Source organism: Nocardia speluncae NBRC 108251, from assembly GCF_001613245.1.
Lineage (GTDB): Bacteria > Actinomycetota > Actinomycetes > Mycobacteriales > Mycobacteriaceae > Nocardia > Nocardia speluncae.
On the sequence record NZ_BDBZ01000002.1, the window covers coordinates 652,736 to 668,941 of the forward strand.

At 68.0% G+C, this 16,206-nt stretch carries 16 protein-coding genes and 1 pseudogene; 8 read left to right on the forward strand and 9 right to left on the reverse strand.

The annotated features are described in order from the left end of the window. Positions 1 to 45: 45 nt before the first annotated feature. From NS6_RS05785 to NS6_RS05800, 4 genes are read right to left on the reverse strand one after another with little or no spacing between them, the layout of a single operon-like run. A complete protein-coding gene (locus NS6_RS05785) occupies positions 46 to 303 on the reverse strand; it encodes a YciI family protein (RefSeq protein WP_068037268.1) in 258 nt (85 codons plus the stop codon). Position 304: 1 nt separating this feature from the next. Then, positions 305 to 814 (reverse strand): transcription antitermination factor NusB, encoded by a 510-nt coding sequence (gene nusB, locus NS6_RS05790; protein WP_068037271.1) that lies wholly within the window; start codon positions 812 to 814, stop codon positions 305 to 307. A gap of 2 nt (positions 815 to 816) precedes the next feature. Then, the gene (gene efp / locus NS6_RS05795) at positions 817 to 1,380 is read right to left on the reverse strand and encodes an elongation factor P (RefSeq protein WP_068037274.1); all 564 of its coding nucleotides are present in this window, start codon (positions 1,378 to 1,380) and stop codon (positions 817 to 819) included. A gap of 36 nt (positions 1,381 to 1,416) precedes the next feature. After that, the gene (locus NS6_RS05800) at positions 1,417 to 2,553 is read right to left on the reverse strand and encodes a M24 family metallopeptidase (protein ID WP_068037277.1); all 1,137 of its coding nucleotides are present in this window, start codon (positions 2,551 to 2,553) and stop codon (positions 1,417 to 1,419) included. 169 nt (positions 2,554 to 2,722) lie between these two features. On the opposite strand from NS6_RS05800, the gene NS6_RS05805 reads away from it, so the two are divergent. From NS6_RS05805 to NS6_RS05840, 8 genes and pseudogenes are all read left to right on the forward strand, one after another. Further along, complete coding sequence (locus NS6_RS05805) at positions 2,723 to 3,223, forward strand: prepilin peptidase (RefSeq protein ID WP_068038102.1); 501 nt, start codon at positions 2,723 to 2,725, stop codon at positions 3,221 to 3,223. A gap of 96 nt (positions 3,224 to 3,319) precedes the next feature. Next, positions 3,320 to 4,537: a chorismate synthase gene (gene aroC, locus NS6_RS05810; RefSeq protein WP_068037280.1), complete on the forward strand. Its 1,218-nt coding sequence runs from the start codon at positions 3,320 to 3,322 to the stop codon at positions 4,535 to 4,537. Then, a pseudogene (locus NS6_RS35655) lies at positions 4,537 to 5,055 on the forward strand (shikimate kinase); the annotation flags it as partial. The gene aroC and the pseudogene NS6_RS35655, both read left to right, overlap by 1 nt. Before the next feature lie 395 nt (positions 5,056 to 5,450). Continuing rightward, positions 5,451 to 6,569, forward strand: coding sequence for a 3-dehydroquinate synthase (aroB, locus tag NS6_RS05820; protein WP_068037287.1), 1,119 nt, complete (start codon positions 5,451 to 5,453; stop codon positions 6,567 to 6,569). 259 nt (positions 6,570 to 6,828) lie between these two features. Beyond that, positions 6,829 to 7,341: an anthrone oxygenase family protein gene (locus tag NS6_RS05825; protein WP_068038106.1), complete on the forward strand. Its 513-nt coding sequence runs from the start codon at positions 6,829 to 6,831 to the stop codon at positions 7,339 to 7,341. Beyond that, positions 7,338 to 7,784: a hypothetical protein gene (locus NS6_RS05830; RefSeq protein ID WP_210746613.1), complete on the forward strand. Its 447-nt coding sequence runs from the start codon at positions 7,338 to 7,340 to the stop codon at positions 7,782 to 7,784. Before NS6_RS05825 ends, NS6_RS05830 begins: the two co-directional genes overlap by 4 nt. Before the next feature lie 344 nt (positions 7,785 to 8,128). Then, a complete protein-coding gene (locus NS6_RS05835) occupies positions 8,129 to 9,373 on the forward strand; it encodes a sensor histidine kinase (RefSeq protein WP_157112627.1) in 1,245 nt (414 codons plus the stop codon). Next, on the forward strand, positions 9,370 to 10,050 hold the full coding sequence (locus tag NS6_RS05840; protein ID WP_068037293.1) for a response regulator transcription factor: 681 nt from the start codon (positions 9,370 to 9,372) through the stop codon (positions 10,048 to 10,050). Before NS6_RS05835 ends, NS6_RS05840 begins: the two co-directional genes overlap by 4 nt. Here NS6_RS05840 and NS6_RS05845 read toward each other — a convergent pair. From NS6_RS05845 to alaS, 5 genes are all read right to left on the reverse strand, one after another. Continuing rightward, positions 10,039 to 10,512, reverse strand: a complete 474-nt coding sequence (locus NS6_RS05845) for a B-4DMT family transporter (RefSeq protein ID WP_245669138.1) — start codon at positions 10,510 to 10,512, stop codon at positions 10,039 to 10,041. The genes NS6_RS05840 and NS6_RS05845 overlap by 12 nt on opposite strands. Before the next feature lie 79 nt (positions 10,513 to 10,591). Continuing rightward, positions 10,592 to 11,422 (reverse strand): shikimate dehydrogenase, encoded by an 831-nt coding sequence (locus NS6_RS05850; protein ID WP_068037296.1) that lies wholly within the window; start codon positions 11,420 to 11,422, stop codon positions 10,592 to 10,594. Continuing rightward, positions 11,412 to 12,896: an endolytic transglycosylase MltG gene (gene mltG / locus NS6_RS35660; protein WP_068037298.1), complete on the reverse strand. Its 1,485-nt coding sequence runs from the start codon at positions 12,894 to 12,896 to the stop codon at positions 11,412 to 11,414. Before mltG ends, NS6_RS05850 begins: the two co-directional genes overlap by 11 nt. After that, entirely contained in the window at positions 12,893 to 13,498 is a 606-nt protein-coding gene (gene ruvX, locus NS6_RS05860) for a Holliday junction resolvase RuvX (protein WP_068037301.1), read from the reverse strand. Before ruvX ends, mltG begins: the two co-directional genes overlap by 4 nt. After that, entirely contained in the window at positions 13,498 to 16,176 is a 2,679-nt protein-coding gene (gene alaS / locus NS6_RS05865; protein ID WP_068037305.1) for an alanine--tRNA ligase, read from the reverse strand. Before alaS ends, ruvX begins: the two co-directional genes overlap by 1 nt. Between the last annotated feature and the right edge of the window lie 30 nt (positions 16,177 to 16,206).

Below are 16,206 nucleotides of genomic sequence, written 5' to 3' on the forward strand. Positions count from 1 at the left end.
TGCGAAAGATAGCCTATCGTTCTCTCACCACGGGCCGGCGGCCGGTCAGCCGGTGATCTCCCATTCGTACACGGTCAGATCGGCGGCACCGGTGGTGTGCAGTGGGTCGGTGAACACCAGCGCCTCGGCGGCCGCGCGCGATTCCGCGAGCACGATGTATGCGCCCCCGGTGCTGTCGGTGAACGGCCCGCTTTCCTGCAACATGTCCCGGGTACGCAGGTCGCCCAGGAACTGCCGGTGCGGTTCGCCGACAGCCGGGTCGTACGCGGAGGTCCGGATCGCCAAAACCAGATACTTGCGCACGTCAGTCGTCCGCTTTCGGTTCCGCCGCCCGGGTCGCGGAAGCGGCAGCACGGATCTGCGGCGCCACCAGCACCACCTGCCCCAGTACCCCATTGACGAACCCGGGAGAATCGTCGGTGGACAGCTCCTTGGCCAGCTCCACCGCCTCGTCCACGGCCACGATCGGCGGAACGTCGGTGGCGTACAGAAGTTCCCATACGGCCACACGCAGAATCGCGCGGTCCACCGCGGGCAGGCGAGACAGTGTCCAGTCCTGTAGATACGACTCGATCGTTCCGTCGACCCGGTCGAGGTCCTCGGCGATACCGTCGACCAGAGTCCGGGTGTACGCATGCACCGGCGCCACGGCCTGATCCCGGGCCGCGAGCTCGATCCGCTCGTCGGCCAGATCGGACGGATCGATATCGCGGGCCTCGGCCTCGAACAGCAGGTCCACCGCGCGGCGCCGGGCCTTGTGGCGGGCGCCGAGTTTCTTGTAGGCGGACTTCTTGTCCGCGGGCTGATCGGCCACGGTCAGGAGTTGACTCGGCCCAGGTAGCTGCCGTCGCGAGTGTCGATGCGGAGTTTGTCACCGGTGTTGATGAACAGCGGTACCTGAACCTCGGCGCCGGTCTCCACGGTGGCCGGTTTGGTACCGCCGGTGGAGCGGTCCCCCTGCAGGCCGATATCAGTGTGGGTGACCTCGAACTCCGCGGTAACCGGCAACTCCACGTACAGCGGCGCACCCTCGTGCATGGCGACCTGCACGGTCATGTTCTCCAGCAGGAAGCGAGCCTGTTCGCCGATGGTCTGTTCGGCTATCGGGAGCTGATCGAAGGTCTCACCGTCCATGAAGACGTAATCCGAACCGTCGTGGTAGAGGTAGGTCATATCCCGGCGGTCCACGGTGGCGGTTTCCACCTTCACGCCGGCGTTGAAGGTTTTGTCGACGATCTTGCCGGACAGCACGTTCTTCAGTTTGGTCCGCACGAATGCAGGACCTTTCCCCGGCTTGACGTGCTGAAATTCGACGATCTGCTGGAGATTACCGTCGATCTTCAGTACGAGGCCGTTCTTGAAGTCGCTGGTGTCCGCCACTGTGTTCGGGTCTCCTCGGTTCTCGGGCGACCGGCGTCATCCGACGACGGTCAGGTCTTTGCTGGTGTTGGTGAGCAGTTCGGGGCCCCCTTCGCGCACCACGAGCGTATCCTCGATCCGGACACCGCCGCGTCCGGGAAAGTACACACCTGGTTCGACGGTCACCGCCACGCCAGACAGCAGTGTACCCGTGCCCGTTTTCGCGATGCCGGGCGCTTCATGGATACGAAGCCCCACCCCGTGCCCCAAACCGTGGACGAACAACGAACCGTGCCCGGCGGCGGCGATCACCTCCCGGGCGGCGGCATCCACATCGGCGCACGGGATTCCGGGTCGTAACGCTTCCCGGCCGGCGCGCTGCGCGGCATACACCAGGTCGTAGACCTCGCGTTGCCAGTCCGCGGGCTCGCCGAGCACGAAGGTCCGGGTCATATCGGAGTGGTAGCCACCCACGACGGCACCGAAATCGATCTTCACGAAATCACCGGTGGCCAGCACGGCGTCTGTGGGCCGATGATGCGGAATCGCGGAATTCGATCCGGCGGCGACAATGGTCTCGAAGGCGATACCGGCGGCCCCCCGTTCGAACATGGCCCATTCGAGATCCCGGGCGATCTGGCGTTCGGTGCGCCCCGGCCGGAGCTTCCCGGTGTCCAGCAGCGCCGCCAGCGCATCGTCGCCGACCGTGCAGGCCGCACGCAACCGCTCCACCTCGTATTCGTCCTTGACCATGCGCAGCTGCTCGACCAGCCCGGGGGAGGCGACGAGATCGAGCCCGGTACCGAGCTCGATCAGGCCACGATGCTGGTCGACAGTGACGATATGGCTTTCGTAGCCGAGCCGGCCGAGTTGCCATTCCCCCGCCGACTCCACTACCCGCCGGACAACCGCGCGGGCAATCTCTGCCCGCAGGTCGGGAACCTGCTCGGCCACCTGGGTGTCGTAGCGACCGTCGGTGGCGATCACGGTGCGATCCTCCGCACCCGCCGCATCCCACGAATGCACCAGCAGCGCGGCGTTGGAACCGGTGAAACCGGTGAGGTAGCGGATGTTCACCAGATCGGTGACCAGCAGGCCGTCGATTTCGTTCTCGACCAGCAGGTTGCGCAGCAGCCCTCGCCGCGCGGCGTAATCGGGCCGCTTCTGGGGGCCGCGGCCGGAATCAACAGACATGGGACAAAAGTACCGCCGACCCGCATGCGCGACACAGGCCCGGCCGCAGCGAGCTCGGTGAACAGAATCCGAAATGCACGGTATCCACAGTGCGCGACGAACGCTCCGATTATCCACAGATCACCACGGTGCCGTCCGCCGGGCCGAGATCCGCGGAATCGTGAACAGTGTGACGGCACTCTTCTTCCTGCTGGCCGGCTGGTGCGCGCTCCTCGCGGGCTTCGATATCCGAAGCCGGCGCCTGCCGAATCCGCTCACCCTCACGGGGGCACTGGGCGTGCTGGCGTACGCGGCAGCGGCCGGGCAATTGGGCGCCGCGCTCCGGGGCGCTGCGCTGCTGGCAATTCCTTATCTGGTGCTGCACCTACTGCGGCCCGCGGCGCTGGGCGCCGGCGATGTGAAACTGGCGGTGGGACTCGGCGCCGCTGCCGCCCTCGGTGGAGCGCAGACGTGGATCTGGTCGGCCCTCGCGGCACCGCTGTTCACTGCCGCGATCGCAATCGGCCTGCTGCTCGGGCAGCCCGTCACCACACCGATATTTCGGAACGCCCGGACATCCGGGCGCCCGCTATTTCCGGCACGTGCTCGCTCCCCCGGCGGCCCGATCACCGCTGTACCGCACGGGCCGTCCATGTGCGCCGCGACGCTTCTGGGGCTGGCCCTGTGGTGATCACCCGGCAATCCGATGCGGCCGCCTTCGACAGGCCCCATCAGCACCGCCGACCGCCTGCCCCGGGCGCGGCGCCGACATGGGAAGATAGTCGGCGTGCTGCGCTGGATAACTGCTGGAGAATCCCACGGACCCGCCCTCGTCGCCCTTCTGGAAGGAATGGTCGCCGGAGTCGAGGTCACCTCGACGGAGATCTCCGCACAGCTGGCGCGCCGCCGGCTCGGCTACGGTCGCGGCGCCCGGATGAAGTTCGAGGCCGACAAGGTCACCGTGATCGGCGGTGTCCGGCACGGACGCACCATGGGCGGGCCGGTTGCCATCGAGATCGCCAATTCGGAATGGCCGAAATGGACCACGGTGATGTCGGCCGATCCGGTGGACGAGACGGAACTCGCCGATCTCGCCCGCAATGCCCCGCTCACCCGCCCCCGCCCCGGCCACGCCGACTATTCGGGAATGCTGAAATACGGTTTCGAGGACGCCCGCCCGGTGCTGGAACGGGCCAGCGCCCGGGAAACCGCGGCCAGGGTCGCGGCCGGGACGGTGGCACGGGCATTCCTGCGCCAGGCACTCGGGGTCGAGGTGATTTCGCATGTGGTCGCCATCGGCACCGCGGCGAACACCACCGGGGTGGTGCCCACGGCGGCCGATATGGCCGCGATCGACGAAAGCCCGGTACGGGCCTCCGATACCGCGGCGGAGGCGGCCATGATCGCCGAGATCGATGCCGCGAAGAAGGAAGGCGACACCCTCGGTGGTGTCGTCGAGGTGGTAGTCGACGGGCTGCCGATCGGCTTGGGTTCGTTCACCAGCGGGGAGAACCGGCTGGATTCGCGGCTCGCGGCCGCGCTCATGGGAATTCAGGCCATCAAGGGCGTCGAGGTCGGCGACGGGTTCGAGACGGCGCGCCGCCGGGGCAGCCAAGCCCACGACGAGATGCATCCGGGTACCGACGGTGTGCTGCGCTCGACCAACCGAGCGGGCGGCCTCGAGGGCGGGATGACCAACGGCGAGGCGCTACGGGTCCGGGCGGCGATGAAACCCATCTCCACCGTGCCGCGCGCGCTGTCCACCGTCGATATGGCCAGCGGCGCGGAAGCGTCGGCGATCCACCAGCGCTCCGACGTCTGCGCGGTTCCGGCGGCCGGGGTCGTGGCCGAATCCATGGTCGCGCTGGTGGTGGCCCAGGCGGTGCTGGAGAAGTTCGGCGGCGATTCGATCGCCGAAACGGTGAGCAACCTCGACGGCTACGTGAAGCGGATCAGCGCTCGCCCGCATCTGAACCCGGGCGAACACGTCGCCGACCCGGCGTAATGTCCGCACACACCGATCCGCACGGCCCGCGGGTGGTGCTGATCGGACCGCCGGGCGCGGGCAAAACGACGATCGGCCGCAAACTGGCCCGCGAATTGGACGTCGAGCTCTACGACACCGATGCCGGTATCGAAGAGACCGCCCGGCGCAGCATCGCCGAGATCTTCGCCGCCGACGGCGAACCCGGATTCCGGCGCCTCGAAGAAGAGGTGGTAGGCCGGGCACTGCGCACCGAACAGGGTGTCGTCTCGCTCGGCGGCGGCGCGGTGCTGTCCGAGAAAACCCGAGCCCTGCTGCGTGAATGCACGGTGGTATACCTGGAGATCAGCATCGCCGAGGGCCTGCGGCGCACCGGTGCCACGAACACCCGGCCCCTACTCGGCGGTACCGATCCGGGGACGAAATACCGGGAGCTCATGCGCTCCCGGCGACCGCTCTACCGCGAGGTCGCATCGGTGCGGGTACGCACCGACGGGCGCAGCCCGGGCCGGGTCGTCCGCGCGATCATGGGGAAACTCGGCCTCGAGCCGGTTCACCCGGAAACAATGGAAGCCGGGCTCCCCGCCGACGCGGCCCCGCAGCGTACGAGCCGGTCGCGGGCGCGGCGCCGGGCCCGGGCACGAGCCCGGCGGGCGGCCGCCGCACAGCAGAAACCCGCCGGGGCGTCTCCCGCGGGCATCCCTGCGGAGGATGCCGGAGCGAACGACGCGGGGCGGGCGAAGCCGGCCGAAGGAAAAGGCTCGGACACGACCGGCGCACCGGCGCACCGGACCGAATCCACGGATACCGGTCTGCGCACACCCGGCCGCTCCCGGCGGGCGCGGGCCAGGCGCGCGCGAGCCCGCAGGCAACAACATGAACAGGCCGAGCAGACCCAAGCCGAGCAGAAAAAGACAGGAACGGAGCAGTCCAGGTGACAGAACCGACGCGTATCGAGGTCCGCACCGCCCAGCCCTATCCGGTGATCATCGGCCGCGGTTTGCTCGGTGATCTCGTCGACGCCGTGACCGGCTTCGGTGGTGTGCGCACTGTCGCCCTCTTTCATCAGCCGTCCCTGGTCGAAACCGCCGAGGTGGTGCGCGCGACGCTGGCCGAGGCCGGGCTCGATGCGCATCGGATCGAGATCCCCGACGCAGAGGCGGGCAAAGAACTCGCCGTCGCCGGGTTCTGCTGGGAGGTGCTGGGCCGGATCGGCCTGACCCGCACCGATGTGGTGATCGGCCTCGGTGGCGGCGCGGCCACCGATCTCGCCGGTTTCGTCGCGGCGACCTGGATGCGCGGGGTGAAGATCGTGCATGTACCCACCACCCTGCTGGCGATGGTGGACGCGGCGGTCGGCGGTAAGACCGGTATCAATACCGAGGCCGGGAAGAATCTGGTGGGCTGCTTCCACGAACCGTCGGCTGTCATGGTCGACCTGGCGACCCTGGAAACGGTGCCGCGCAACGAGATCATTGCCGGGATGGCCGAGATCATCAAGGCCGGTTTCATCGCCGATCCGGTGATCCTGGACCTGATCGAACGCGATCCTCAGGCCGCGCTCGACCCGGCCGGCGAGGTGCTGCCGGAACTGATCAGGCGCGCCGTCGCGGTCAAGGCGGATGTCGTGGCCGCCGACCTCAAGGAATCGGCGCTGCGGGAAATCCTCAACTACGGACACACTCTCGGCCATGCCATCGAGCGCCGGGAGCGCTACCGCTGGCGCCACGGTGCGGCGGTCGCGGTGGGCCTGGTCTTCGCCGCCGAACTGGGCCGGTTGGCCGGGCGCCTCGACGATGCCACCGCCGACCGGCATCGCAGCATCTTGGAAAGCGTGGGCCTGCCCACCACCTACGATCCCGATGCCCTGCCACAACTCTTGGAGAGTATGCAGACCGATAAGAAGACCCGCTCGGGCGTCCTTCGGTTCGTCGTGCTGGATGGACTGGCAAAACCGGGCCGGCTTGAGGGCCCGGACCCCGCGCTGCTGGCCGCGGCATATTCAGCGGTGGCCGGGGCCGCCTCCAGTGGTGGCAGCGCAATCCTGCTCTGAGACAGCGCGGCACGCGGCCGGAATACCGCGCCCGTCCGAATCCCGCCGCGGCCGAAATGGGCTCGGGAACTGCACATCGACGCACCCGTCGGCGGCGAGCGCCGTGGCAAACCGGCCCGCGCCCCTGTGAGTACCTGCTGCGGTGGTTTTTGTGCGGCCCGCGGTGGCGGGGGTATACGAGCCGTACGCCGAAATACGTATCCGGTTCAAGCGCGCATGCCGATGCCCGGTCGCTGTGGTCGGACCTACCGTCGCCGATATGCCACATTTTCCCTATTCGACGGCCGGTCCCGCCTTGTTCGCGGGTCTGGCCGTGCTCGCCTTCGGCGGTATCGCAGTGGAGACGTCGATCGTCTACCCGAATGTCTTCCACGACGTGCCCGACTCGCTCGCCGAGGCAAGCGAATTCTTCGACGTGGTCGGCCCCGGAGATGTTCTGCCGCCGCTCGGTGCATTCACTGTTCTCGCGGGGCTGGTCGCCGTCGCCACGGCTTGGCGGATCACCGCGGCGCGGCGATGGCTGGTCGCCGGCCTGCTCACCCTGCTGGGCGGCGAGTTCTTGTTCTCCGTCCTGTATTTCTGGCCACGCAACGAGATCATGTTCGACGAAGGCACCGCCGTCCACAGCGTGGAGTTCCTACGCCGGACCGCCACCGAGTTCGAAACCGCGCACTGGGTCCGGCTGGCTGTCAGCGCCGTCACCGCGCTCCTGGCGGTGACCGGTTTCCTGCGCGCCTACCGGCAACAGGTGCGGCGGGAGGTGGCGGCATGATTCGGTGGCCCGACATAGCTATGCGCCCGTGGACTGTCATCGCTCTCGCCGCCTTGGGCGTGCCGCGGATCGTGGCGCACGACCTCGGTCTCGCGGGGCCGGTGACGAACGCCGTCCTGGTCTTCGTTCCGCTTGCCGGGTGGATCGGCTGGGTGCTGTGGCGGCGCATCGCACCGTTGCCGGCCCTGTTACTGGTCGGTGCCGTCTACGGGGTCTTGCTGGTGATTACGCATCAGCTGCTGTGGACGACGGCCTTCGACGAACCACCGGAACTCGGCGGAAACCTCGCCGGGCGCTTCTCGCCCGCCGTGCAGGATCTCATCCTGCGGCTGGCATCCGTGGGCAGCGGACTTCTCACCGGTGTACTCCTCGGAGCGGTGGCCGGTGTCGTGGCGTGGGTGCTCGCCCGGCTTTCCGGTGTCCCCGACCGCACCGAACCGTGAGCCGGGCAATGTATTGCGTCGACCGGTCACGTGCCCTGGGCCCGCACTCCGTGCCGGTCCGTGGACGATTCCGGCGGCCAGGCGCGGGTGGCCGCGAAGATTTCCCGGCCGCGTACCCAGCCAGGGTGCCGGGGGCATCGGCGAGCGCGTACACCACGGCCACCGAGAATCGATACCTGTCGACCGGCCCGCATTCCGGAATCGTCAACTGTTCCGGTCCACCGCACTCCCGCTGCACCGGCCGCCCACACGGCGGACGGCCGGTGGTTGGCGATACCGGCGCGCAGATACCGAGGCCGGCGGATTCTGTGGGGTGACGCGTTCGAGGATGGTAGGAGAGATGGATGGTGAGCGACCGCAGCTGCCCGGAGCTAGCCGTGCGGCAAACCGGCGGGATGCAGAACGCCCGTCGGACAGCGTTGCCGTCTCTCTCGTCGGCCGCCGGCGACGATATCTCCGCGCGGCTGGTCGATATCGTTTTGGCCGCGGCCGTGCTCGTCGCAGTGGGTGCGGCGATCACCGCCGATGTCGGCGGCCCCGGGGTCGTGCCGTTGCCTGCGTATCTGTTCGGGGCGCTGTTCAGCGCGCTGATCCTTGCGCGGCGCCGTCGGCCGGTGGCAGTCCTGGTGATCTCTGCGGTCGCGCTGGTGGGTTACTACATGCTCGGGTATCCGCCGATCGGGCTGGCTCTGCCACTCGCCGCCGCGTTGTTCTCCGCCGCCGAGTGCGGGCGGTTGTACTGGGCGGCAGGCACCGCGACGGCGCTGCTGGCGGTCTCGACCACGGTTCGCCTCGCCCACGGTGACGATCCCGGTTTCGTCCTCGGTCTCGAGCTGCCGGCCTCGGCCGCCTTGATGGCGGCGGTCGTCGCGCTCGGCGACAGTGTGCGGTCACGACGTGGATGGCGTGCCGAGCTCGCCAAGCAGACTGCGGCCGCCGACGCCGAACGCGAGCAGCAAGCGCAGCGGCGGATCGCGCAGGAGCGGGTACGAATCGCCCGTGACCTGCACGATCTGCTCGCGCACACGGTATCGGTGATCAGCCTGCATACCGACGTCGCCCGGGAATCGCTTCGTGACGATCCCGCCACGGCCGAAACCTCGTTGGCTGCCGCCCGCGCCGCATGCCGGTCGGCGGGCCGGGAACTGCGCGCGACGTTGGACGCCCTGCGCGAACCGGGTAATGACCCGGATCGCCCGCTGTCTTCCGTATCTGCGCGCCTGACCGAACTCGTCGCTGCCACCCGGTCTACCGGGCTCGCCGTGGAGCTTCACGGCGCGGAATCGGCCGATCAGTTACCAGCGGTTGTCGGTGACGCGGTTTTCCGGCTGGTCCAGGAATCTCTCAGCAATGTGCTCCGGCATGCCGCGGCCGGGCGCGCCGGCGTCGAATTGGAACGGGACCGCCACGGCATCCTGGTGCGGGTGGGCGACGACGGACGGGGCAGTACCGGCGACCCCGGTGCGGGCTGGGGCATTATCGGAATGCGCGAACGGATCGCCCTGCTGGGCGGCACTCTGCGCGCGGAACCGGCACGTGGAGGTGGATTCGTGGTCGAAGCACAGCTTCCCCTGCGGGATTCGGCATGATCCGGGTCGCGGTGGTCGACGATCAGCATCTGATCAGAGAAGGCCTGCGCGCGCTGTTGGCGCGCACCGCAGATATCGAGGTGGCGGGGCTGGCAGGTACGGGCGCGGAGGGGGTCGCCCTTGTCACCCGTACCCGGCCGGAGGTAGTACTCATGGATATCCGGATGCCCGGCGGTGACGGTCTCGACGCGACCCGGCGGATCGTCGCCGACCCGGCATTGCGCCACGTCCAGGTTATTGTCCTCACGACTTTCGATACGGACGACAACATCCTCGAAGCGATGCGAGCCGGCGCGGCAGGATTCCTGTTGAAGGATATCGATCCCGATGAGTTGCGGGCGGCCGTGCGGACGGTCGCCACCGGGGAGGCACTGCTTTCGCCGGCCGTCACCCGCCGGGTGATGCGGGCTGCGGCGCAGGCCGCAGGGCCGAGTCTGCGGGCGGTAGCGCTGCTGGAGCGTCTGACCCCACGCGAGCGTGAGGTCCTGCTCGCGGTGGGGACGGGCCGATCCAATACCGAGATCGGCGCCGTCCTGCATATGAGCCCGGCCACGGCTCGGACCCATATCGGCCGGCTACTGGACAAGCTGGAGGCGCGCGGCCGCGCCGAGCTGGTGGCGATCGCCTACGAGACCGGGCTCATAGTGCCCGGTGGCCGGTCGATCTCAGGCGGCTGAGCCGGCCGGCCGCAATCCTGCGGTATCGGTCGTCCGGCCCTGTTCCCGGCGCGCCATCCGCCGGCCTACGGCCACGCCGACGAGCCCCGGGACGAAGATCAGCAAGAGGATGAACGCAGAGGCGGCGGTCGCCTCGAAAAGCAGGCCGGCATCGCCGAGGTCGACCCGTGGAACAAAATCCAGCAGCCAGGACACTAGGCCGCAGCCGATACCGCCGACCACGGCGGCCTGCAACCACAGAATCGTCAGGTCCGCGCCGCGTTCCGGATTGGGGTTGGCTCGCCGATCCGCCCGGCCGTCCATCAGGCCCCACGCGACCGCGGCACCGATCAACACCACCAGGCAGAGCAGCCGCAGCCACACTCCGAAGGTCGGGACGAACCCTATCCCGAATCCGAGGAGTACCCGCAGCACGACGGCCAGCCCACCGAGCGCCAGTGCCCGCAACAACCACGCAGTCATGCCGATCACCATAACCCGCTTTACCGCAAAGCTAGAACCGGTTACAGAATTTCGGTGACGAACGGCGACTCACCGGCGATCAGCCCAGGTCGGACACTGCCGCCGCCATCTCCGCCCGCGGAGCGGGTTTCCCGGTGAACTGCTCGACCTGCCCGTAGGCCTGTTCGAGCAACATCTGCAGACCGCCGATCACGGTATGACCGGCCGCCGCCACAGCTTCCGCGAGAGGTGTCGGCCACGGGTCGTACAGGGCATCGAGTACCACGGGAGCCGCCGCCACCGACCCGGAGATCGCGGCAGCCGCCTGATACGGGACAGTGCTGACCACCGCCCCGGCCGCGGCGCAGCGCCGGGCCAGCTCGGGTGCATCGAAGCCGATCACCTCTGTATCCGCCCCGAGTTGCGCGGCGAGTTCGCGCGCACCCGCTGCCCGGCCCGCATCGCGCGCCACGATGGTCATCCGTCCGGCGCCGAGTCCGGTGAGCGCCAGCAGCGCCGGTCGAGCGGTCCCGCCGGCGCCGAGTACGACCGCTTCGGACAACCCGGTCACACCACCGCCCCGCAGCGCACCCAGCACACCGTCCACGTCGGTACAGTCCGCCCGCCAGCCGGACTCGGTCCGGACCAGGGTGTTGGCCGAGCCGACGAGCACCGCGCGTTCGGTGCGTTCGTTCGCGTACGCCAGCGCGGCTTCCTTGCCCGGCATGGTCACCGAAAGACCGACCCATTCGGGGCCGAGTCCGTCCACCAGCCGCGGCAGCTCGGCGGCGGTGCATTCGATCCGGTCGTAGGACCAGTCGAGGCCTAGTGCCCGATAGGCGGCCAGATGCAGCTGTGGAGAGCGGGAATGGGTAATGGGGCTGCCGAGCACGGCCGCCCGCCGCACACCGGCACCCGATTCAGCGCCCACTGTCGAGAATCCCGCTTTCCAGCGCCAATTCGATGTTCTGCAAGTGCTCGCCGTAGCTCTCGGTGAACAGTGTGGTGCCTTCTTTGTCCACCGTGACGAAGTACAGCCAGTCACCCGGCTCGGGTTTCTCCATCGCCTCCAGCGCCCCGATCGAGGGGGCGGCGATGGGGGTGGCGGGCAACCCGGCCATGGCATAGGTGTTCCACGGTGTGGTCTGCGCGCGATCGGCGTCGGTCGTGGCGACCTCGGTCTTGTCGAGCGCATAGTTGACTGTGGAATCGAACTGCAACGGCTGCCCGATCTCGAGCCGGTTGACGATCACTCGGGCCACTTTGCTCATATCCTGGGGCAGCGCTTCGCGTTCCACCAGTGAGGCCCCGATGAGCGTTTCGTAAGGGCTCAACCCGTTGGCGACCCCGGATTCGAGCACCCCGGTGGCCTCGTAGCTCGCGGCGCTTTCGCTGACCAGTTTTCGTAGGATCTCCTGAGCTGAGCTGTTGGGATCGAAATCCCAGCTACCCGCGGCGATCAACCCCTCGAGCTGACGCCGCCGGTCCGGTACCTGCCGGACCGCGTCCATCGCCCATTCCGGCACCCCGAGCACGGCCAGATCGCTACCGGCGCCGGCCTCTTCGAGTTGCTCGTAGGTAACGCACCGGCGTTCGGCGTCGGCGCCGAGACAACTGGCGGCGGCGATCTTGGTGTAGATGCCTTCCTTGCGGGCGCCGGTGTTCACATCGAGCTGATCGTGTAACTGCCGCCCCTCGGAAATCACCAGATTACCCACCCGGGCTTCCGGGGAAACAAGCGCCGCAACGGCGTCGCGCCCCGGACTCTGCTCGGGAATGGCGTAGTAGCCGGGCTGAATCGAACTCATACCCTCGTTCTGTACTGCCGCCTCGTAGAAGGCAGCCGAACTGGCGACCACACCGGCTTCTTCCATGGTGGTGGCTATCTCGGTGGCGGTATCACCGGCCGCGACGTGGACGATCACCGGTGCGCCACCCGGACCGGCGAAATCCTCCGCCGGGGTGTAGCGGTTGACAAGTTTGTACACACCGGCACCGAGGATCAGAACGAGGACCACCGCGCCGGCGGCCCAGAGCAGCTTGCGGCGTCGACCGCCCTGTTGTTCCCGGGCCCGGCGGGCCGCCGCCCGGCCACCACGGCGAGGTGCCGGGCGGGCGCGGGTGCGCGCCCGGGACCGGGGACGCGGTTCGGGCTCCGCGTCGTCGTAATCGTCCTCGTCGTCGATGTATTCGTCCTCGTCGACGTAGCGGGGAATGACCGCGGTGTCGTCGTCCTCGTAGGGGTCCCAGCCGGCATCCGGTTCATCGTCCCACTCGGGATCGTCGGCTACCGGCGTGGCGGCCGACCGGCGGGACCGCTCCCAGGCCTTGTCGTCGCGGCGGTATCGCCGCTCCGCCTCACGCTGCCGGAATCGCGCCTCCGCCTGCGCCCACCGATCCGTCATTCATCGTCTCCGAACAACGCGGTCCGTTCCGCGTCCTCGGCCGACCTCATCATCGAACTCCGTTCGTCCAACCAGCTCTGCAGGATCGAAACAGCAGCCGCCTGGTCGATCACCTGCCGCTGTCCACGTGCTCGGACACCGCTGTCCCGCAGAGCGCGTGCAGCAGACACCGTAGTCAAACGTTCGTCAGAAAGGCGGATCGGCACTTCGGGCAGCGAGTCGCGCAACCTTCCGGCGAACTCGACGGCCAGCCGTGCCGCGGTCCCGCTTTCGCCGCGCAGCGTGCGCGGCAGCCCGACGATGATCTCCACCGCCTCGTATTCTGCCGCGATCGCGGCGATCCGCGCGATATCCGCGCCGGGGGCGGGCTTTCCCGTCGCATCGCGGGTGGCAGGACCTCCGGATGTGCGTCCGGACCGACGGCCCGGTGAGCCCGCCCGTGGCACGGTCTCCACCGGGGTGGCCAGAACACCGTCGGGGTCACTGGCCGCGACCCCGATCCGGACACTGCCCACGTCGATGGCCAGCCGCCGGCCGCGGCCGGGGTCGGAATCAGGGTGCGGCCGGTCGACCGGGGTGTCCGCACCGGAACCAGCCGCCATCAGCCGGCGTGTGCGCCGATATGGTTCCGGACCGCCGCCAGGCCCGCCTCGATACCCGACGGGTCCGAACCCGCACCCTGAGCCATTTCCGGCTTACCTCCACCGCGGCCGGAGATACTCGGACCGAAGACACCGACCAGCGCACCGGCGGCGAAACCCAGTTCCTGGGCCGCCTTGTTCACGGTCACGACGAACGGCACTTTATCCTCGTTATTTCCGAGCAACACCACGATGGCGGGCGTGGAGCCCAACCGGCCGCGGATATCGGTGGCCAGGGTGCGCAGATCACCGGCCGCCACACCTTCCGGCGCGGCCGCGGCCACGAGCAGGACTTCACCGATCCGATGCGCCGCATCGGCATACGAGCCGGCCGAGGAAAGCACCGCGGCGACCTTGGTCCGTTCGAGTTCCTTCTCGGCGGCCTTGAGCCGGTCCACGAGCTGCTCCACCCGTCCCGGAACTTCGCCGGAGGGCACCTTCAGCATGGATGCGACGCCGGCCAGCAGGGCCCGCTCCTTCGCCAGATGCCGGTAGGAGTCCAGTCCGACGAACGCTTCCACACGACGCACACCCGAACCGACCGACGATTCGCCGAGCAGGGTGATCGGGCCGATCTGCGAGGAATGCCCCACGTGGGTGCCACCGCACAGCTCCATGGAGAACGGTCCACCCATCTCCACTACTCGCACGCGGTCACCGTAGTTCTCTCCGAATAGGGCCAGCGCCCCCATTTCGCGAGCCTTGGGCAGATCGGTGACGAAGGTGTTCACCGGGTAGTCGGCGCCGACACCGTCGTTGGACACCGCTTCGATATCGGCCTTCTGCCGTTCGGAGAGTTGCCCCTGCCAATTGAAATCGAATCGCAGATACCCGGGTTTGTTCATCGAACCGGCCTGTACCGCGTTGGGGCCGAGGATCTGCCGTAGCGCGGCATGCACCATATGGGTGCCGGAATGCCCCTGAGTGGCGCCGCGCCGCCAGGCGGGATCCACCTGGGCGAGCACCACATCACCTTCGGTGATCTGCCCCTGATCCACTGTGCACCGGTGCACCCAGAGCTTTTTCGCGATCTTCTGCACATCGTTGACCGTGAGTTTGGTGCCGGCCGCGGTGATCGTGCCGCGATCGGCGATCTGACCGCCCGATTCAGCGTAGAGAGGGCTGCGGTCCAGGATCACCTCGATATCGGTGCCGGCGACCGCGGTCGGGACCCGGACGCCGTCGCCGATGAGCGCGAGCACCTGCGCCTCGGAGGTCAGCTCGTCGAAACCGGTGAATTCGGTATCACCCCGGTCGACCAGTTCCTTGTAGACCGACAGGTCGGCGTGGGCGTGCTTACGGGCGTGCGCATCTTCCTTGGCTCGCTGCCGCTGTTCGGCCATCAGCGACCGGAACCCCGCCTCGTCGACGGACAACCCGGCTTCGGACGCCATCTCGAGTGTGAGGTCGATCGGGAAACCGTAGGTGTCGTGCAGGGTGAAGGCGTCGGCTCCGGAGATTCTGCCGGTCTTGCCGGCCGGGGTGGCCGCCATGACTTCCTCGACGGTTTCGTCGAACAGTCGCGACCCGGTGGCCAGCGTCTTACGGAAGGCCGTCTCCTCCCCGACCGCGACCGTTTCGATCCGCGCGAAATCCGTGGCCAGTTCGGGGTACGACGGCGCCATCTGCTCGCTCACGACCCGCACGAACTGGCTCATCACCGGTTGCTCGGCGCCCAGCAGCCTGGCCGAACGCACGATCCGGCGCAGCAGCCGCCGCAGCACGTAACCGCGGCCGTCGTTGCCCGGGTTGACGCCGTCGGCGATCAGCATGGCGGAGGTGCGCGCATGGTCGGCGATCACCCGGAAGCGCACATCGTCGACGTGTTCGACACCGTAGGACCGGCCGGTGAGTTCTTCGGCCTTGACGATGATGGGGCGCAGCAGATCGGTTTCGTACACGTTGTCGACGCCTTGGAGCAGCAGCGCGATGCGCTCGATACCCATTCCGGTGTCGATGTTCTTCTTGGGCAGCACGCCCACCGGCGGATGCCCGAGCTTGGGGCTCAGTTCACCGCGGATGTCCTGCATGAAGACGAGATTCCAGATCTCCAGGTAGCGGTCCTCGTCGGCAACCGGTCCGCCGTCGCGCCCGTATTCGGGACCGCGGTCGTAGTAGATCTCGGAGCAGGGCCCGCCGGGACCGGGCACGCCCATATCCCAGTAATTGTCCTTGCCGTCGCGGAATTGGATCCGCTCATCGGGGATGCCGGCCACCTTGCGCCACAACTCGGCGGCCTCCGGATCGGCCTCGTAGGCGGTGACCCAGATACGCCCGGGATCGAACCCGTAGCCGCCGTCTTCCTGCGATTTGGTGATCAGTTCCCAGGCGAAGCGGATCGCGTCTTCCTTGAAGTAATCGCCGAAGGAGAAATTACCGGCCATCTGGAAGAAGGTGTTGTGCCGTGTGGTGACGCCCACTTCCTCGATGTCACCGGTGCGCACGCATTTCTGCACACTGGTCGCACGCGAATACGGCGGCGTCTGCTGACCGAGGAAATACGGTTTGAACTGCACCATGCCCGCGTTCACGAACAGCAGGTTCGGGTCGTCGAGAATCAGCGATGCACTGGGCACCTCCGTATGCCCGGCACGAACGAAATGGTCCAGGAATCGCCGTCTGATCTCGTGGGTCTGCACAGATATCCAGCCTACCGGGGCGGTGCACGT

Coding starts and splice junctions, on each gene's coding strand:
- NS6_RS05800 (WP_068037277.1), bottom strand. CDS start 2,553: ATGTCTGTTGATTCCGGCCGCGGCCCCCAGAAGCGGCCCGATTACGCC.
- NS6_RS05825 (WP_068038106.1), top strand. CDS start 6,829: ATGCCACATTTTCCCTATTCGACGGCCGGTCCCGCCTTGTTCGCGGGT.
- NS6_RS05830 (WP_210746613.1), top strand. CDS start 7,338: ATGATTCGGTGGCCCGACATAGCTATGCGCCCGTGGACTGTCATCGCT.
- NS6_RS05835 (WP_157112627.1), top strand. CDS start 8,129: ATGGTGAGCGACCGCAGCTGCCCGGAGCTAGCCGTGCGGCAAACCGGC.
- NS6_RS05840 (WP_068037293.1), top strand. CDS start 9,370: ATGATCCGGGTCGCGGTGGTCGACGATCAGCATCTGATCAGAGAAGGC.
- NS6_RS05845 (WP_245669138.1), bottom strand. CDS start 10,512: ATGACTGCGTGGTTGTTGCGGGCACTGGCGCTCGGTGGGCTGGCCGTC.
- mltG (WP_068037298.1), bottom strand. CDS start 12,896: ATGACGGATCGGTGGGCGCAGGCGGAGGCGCGATTCCGGCAGCGTGAG.
- ruvX (WP_068037301.1), bottom strand. CDS start 13,498: ATGGCGGCTGGTTCCGGTGCGGACACCCCGGTCGACCGGCCGCACCCT.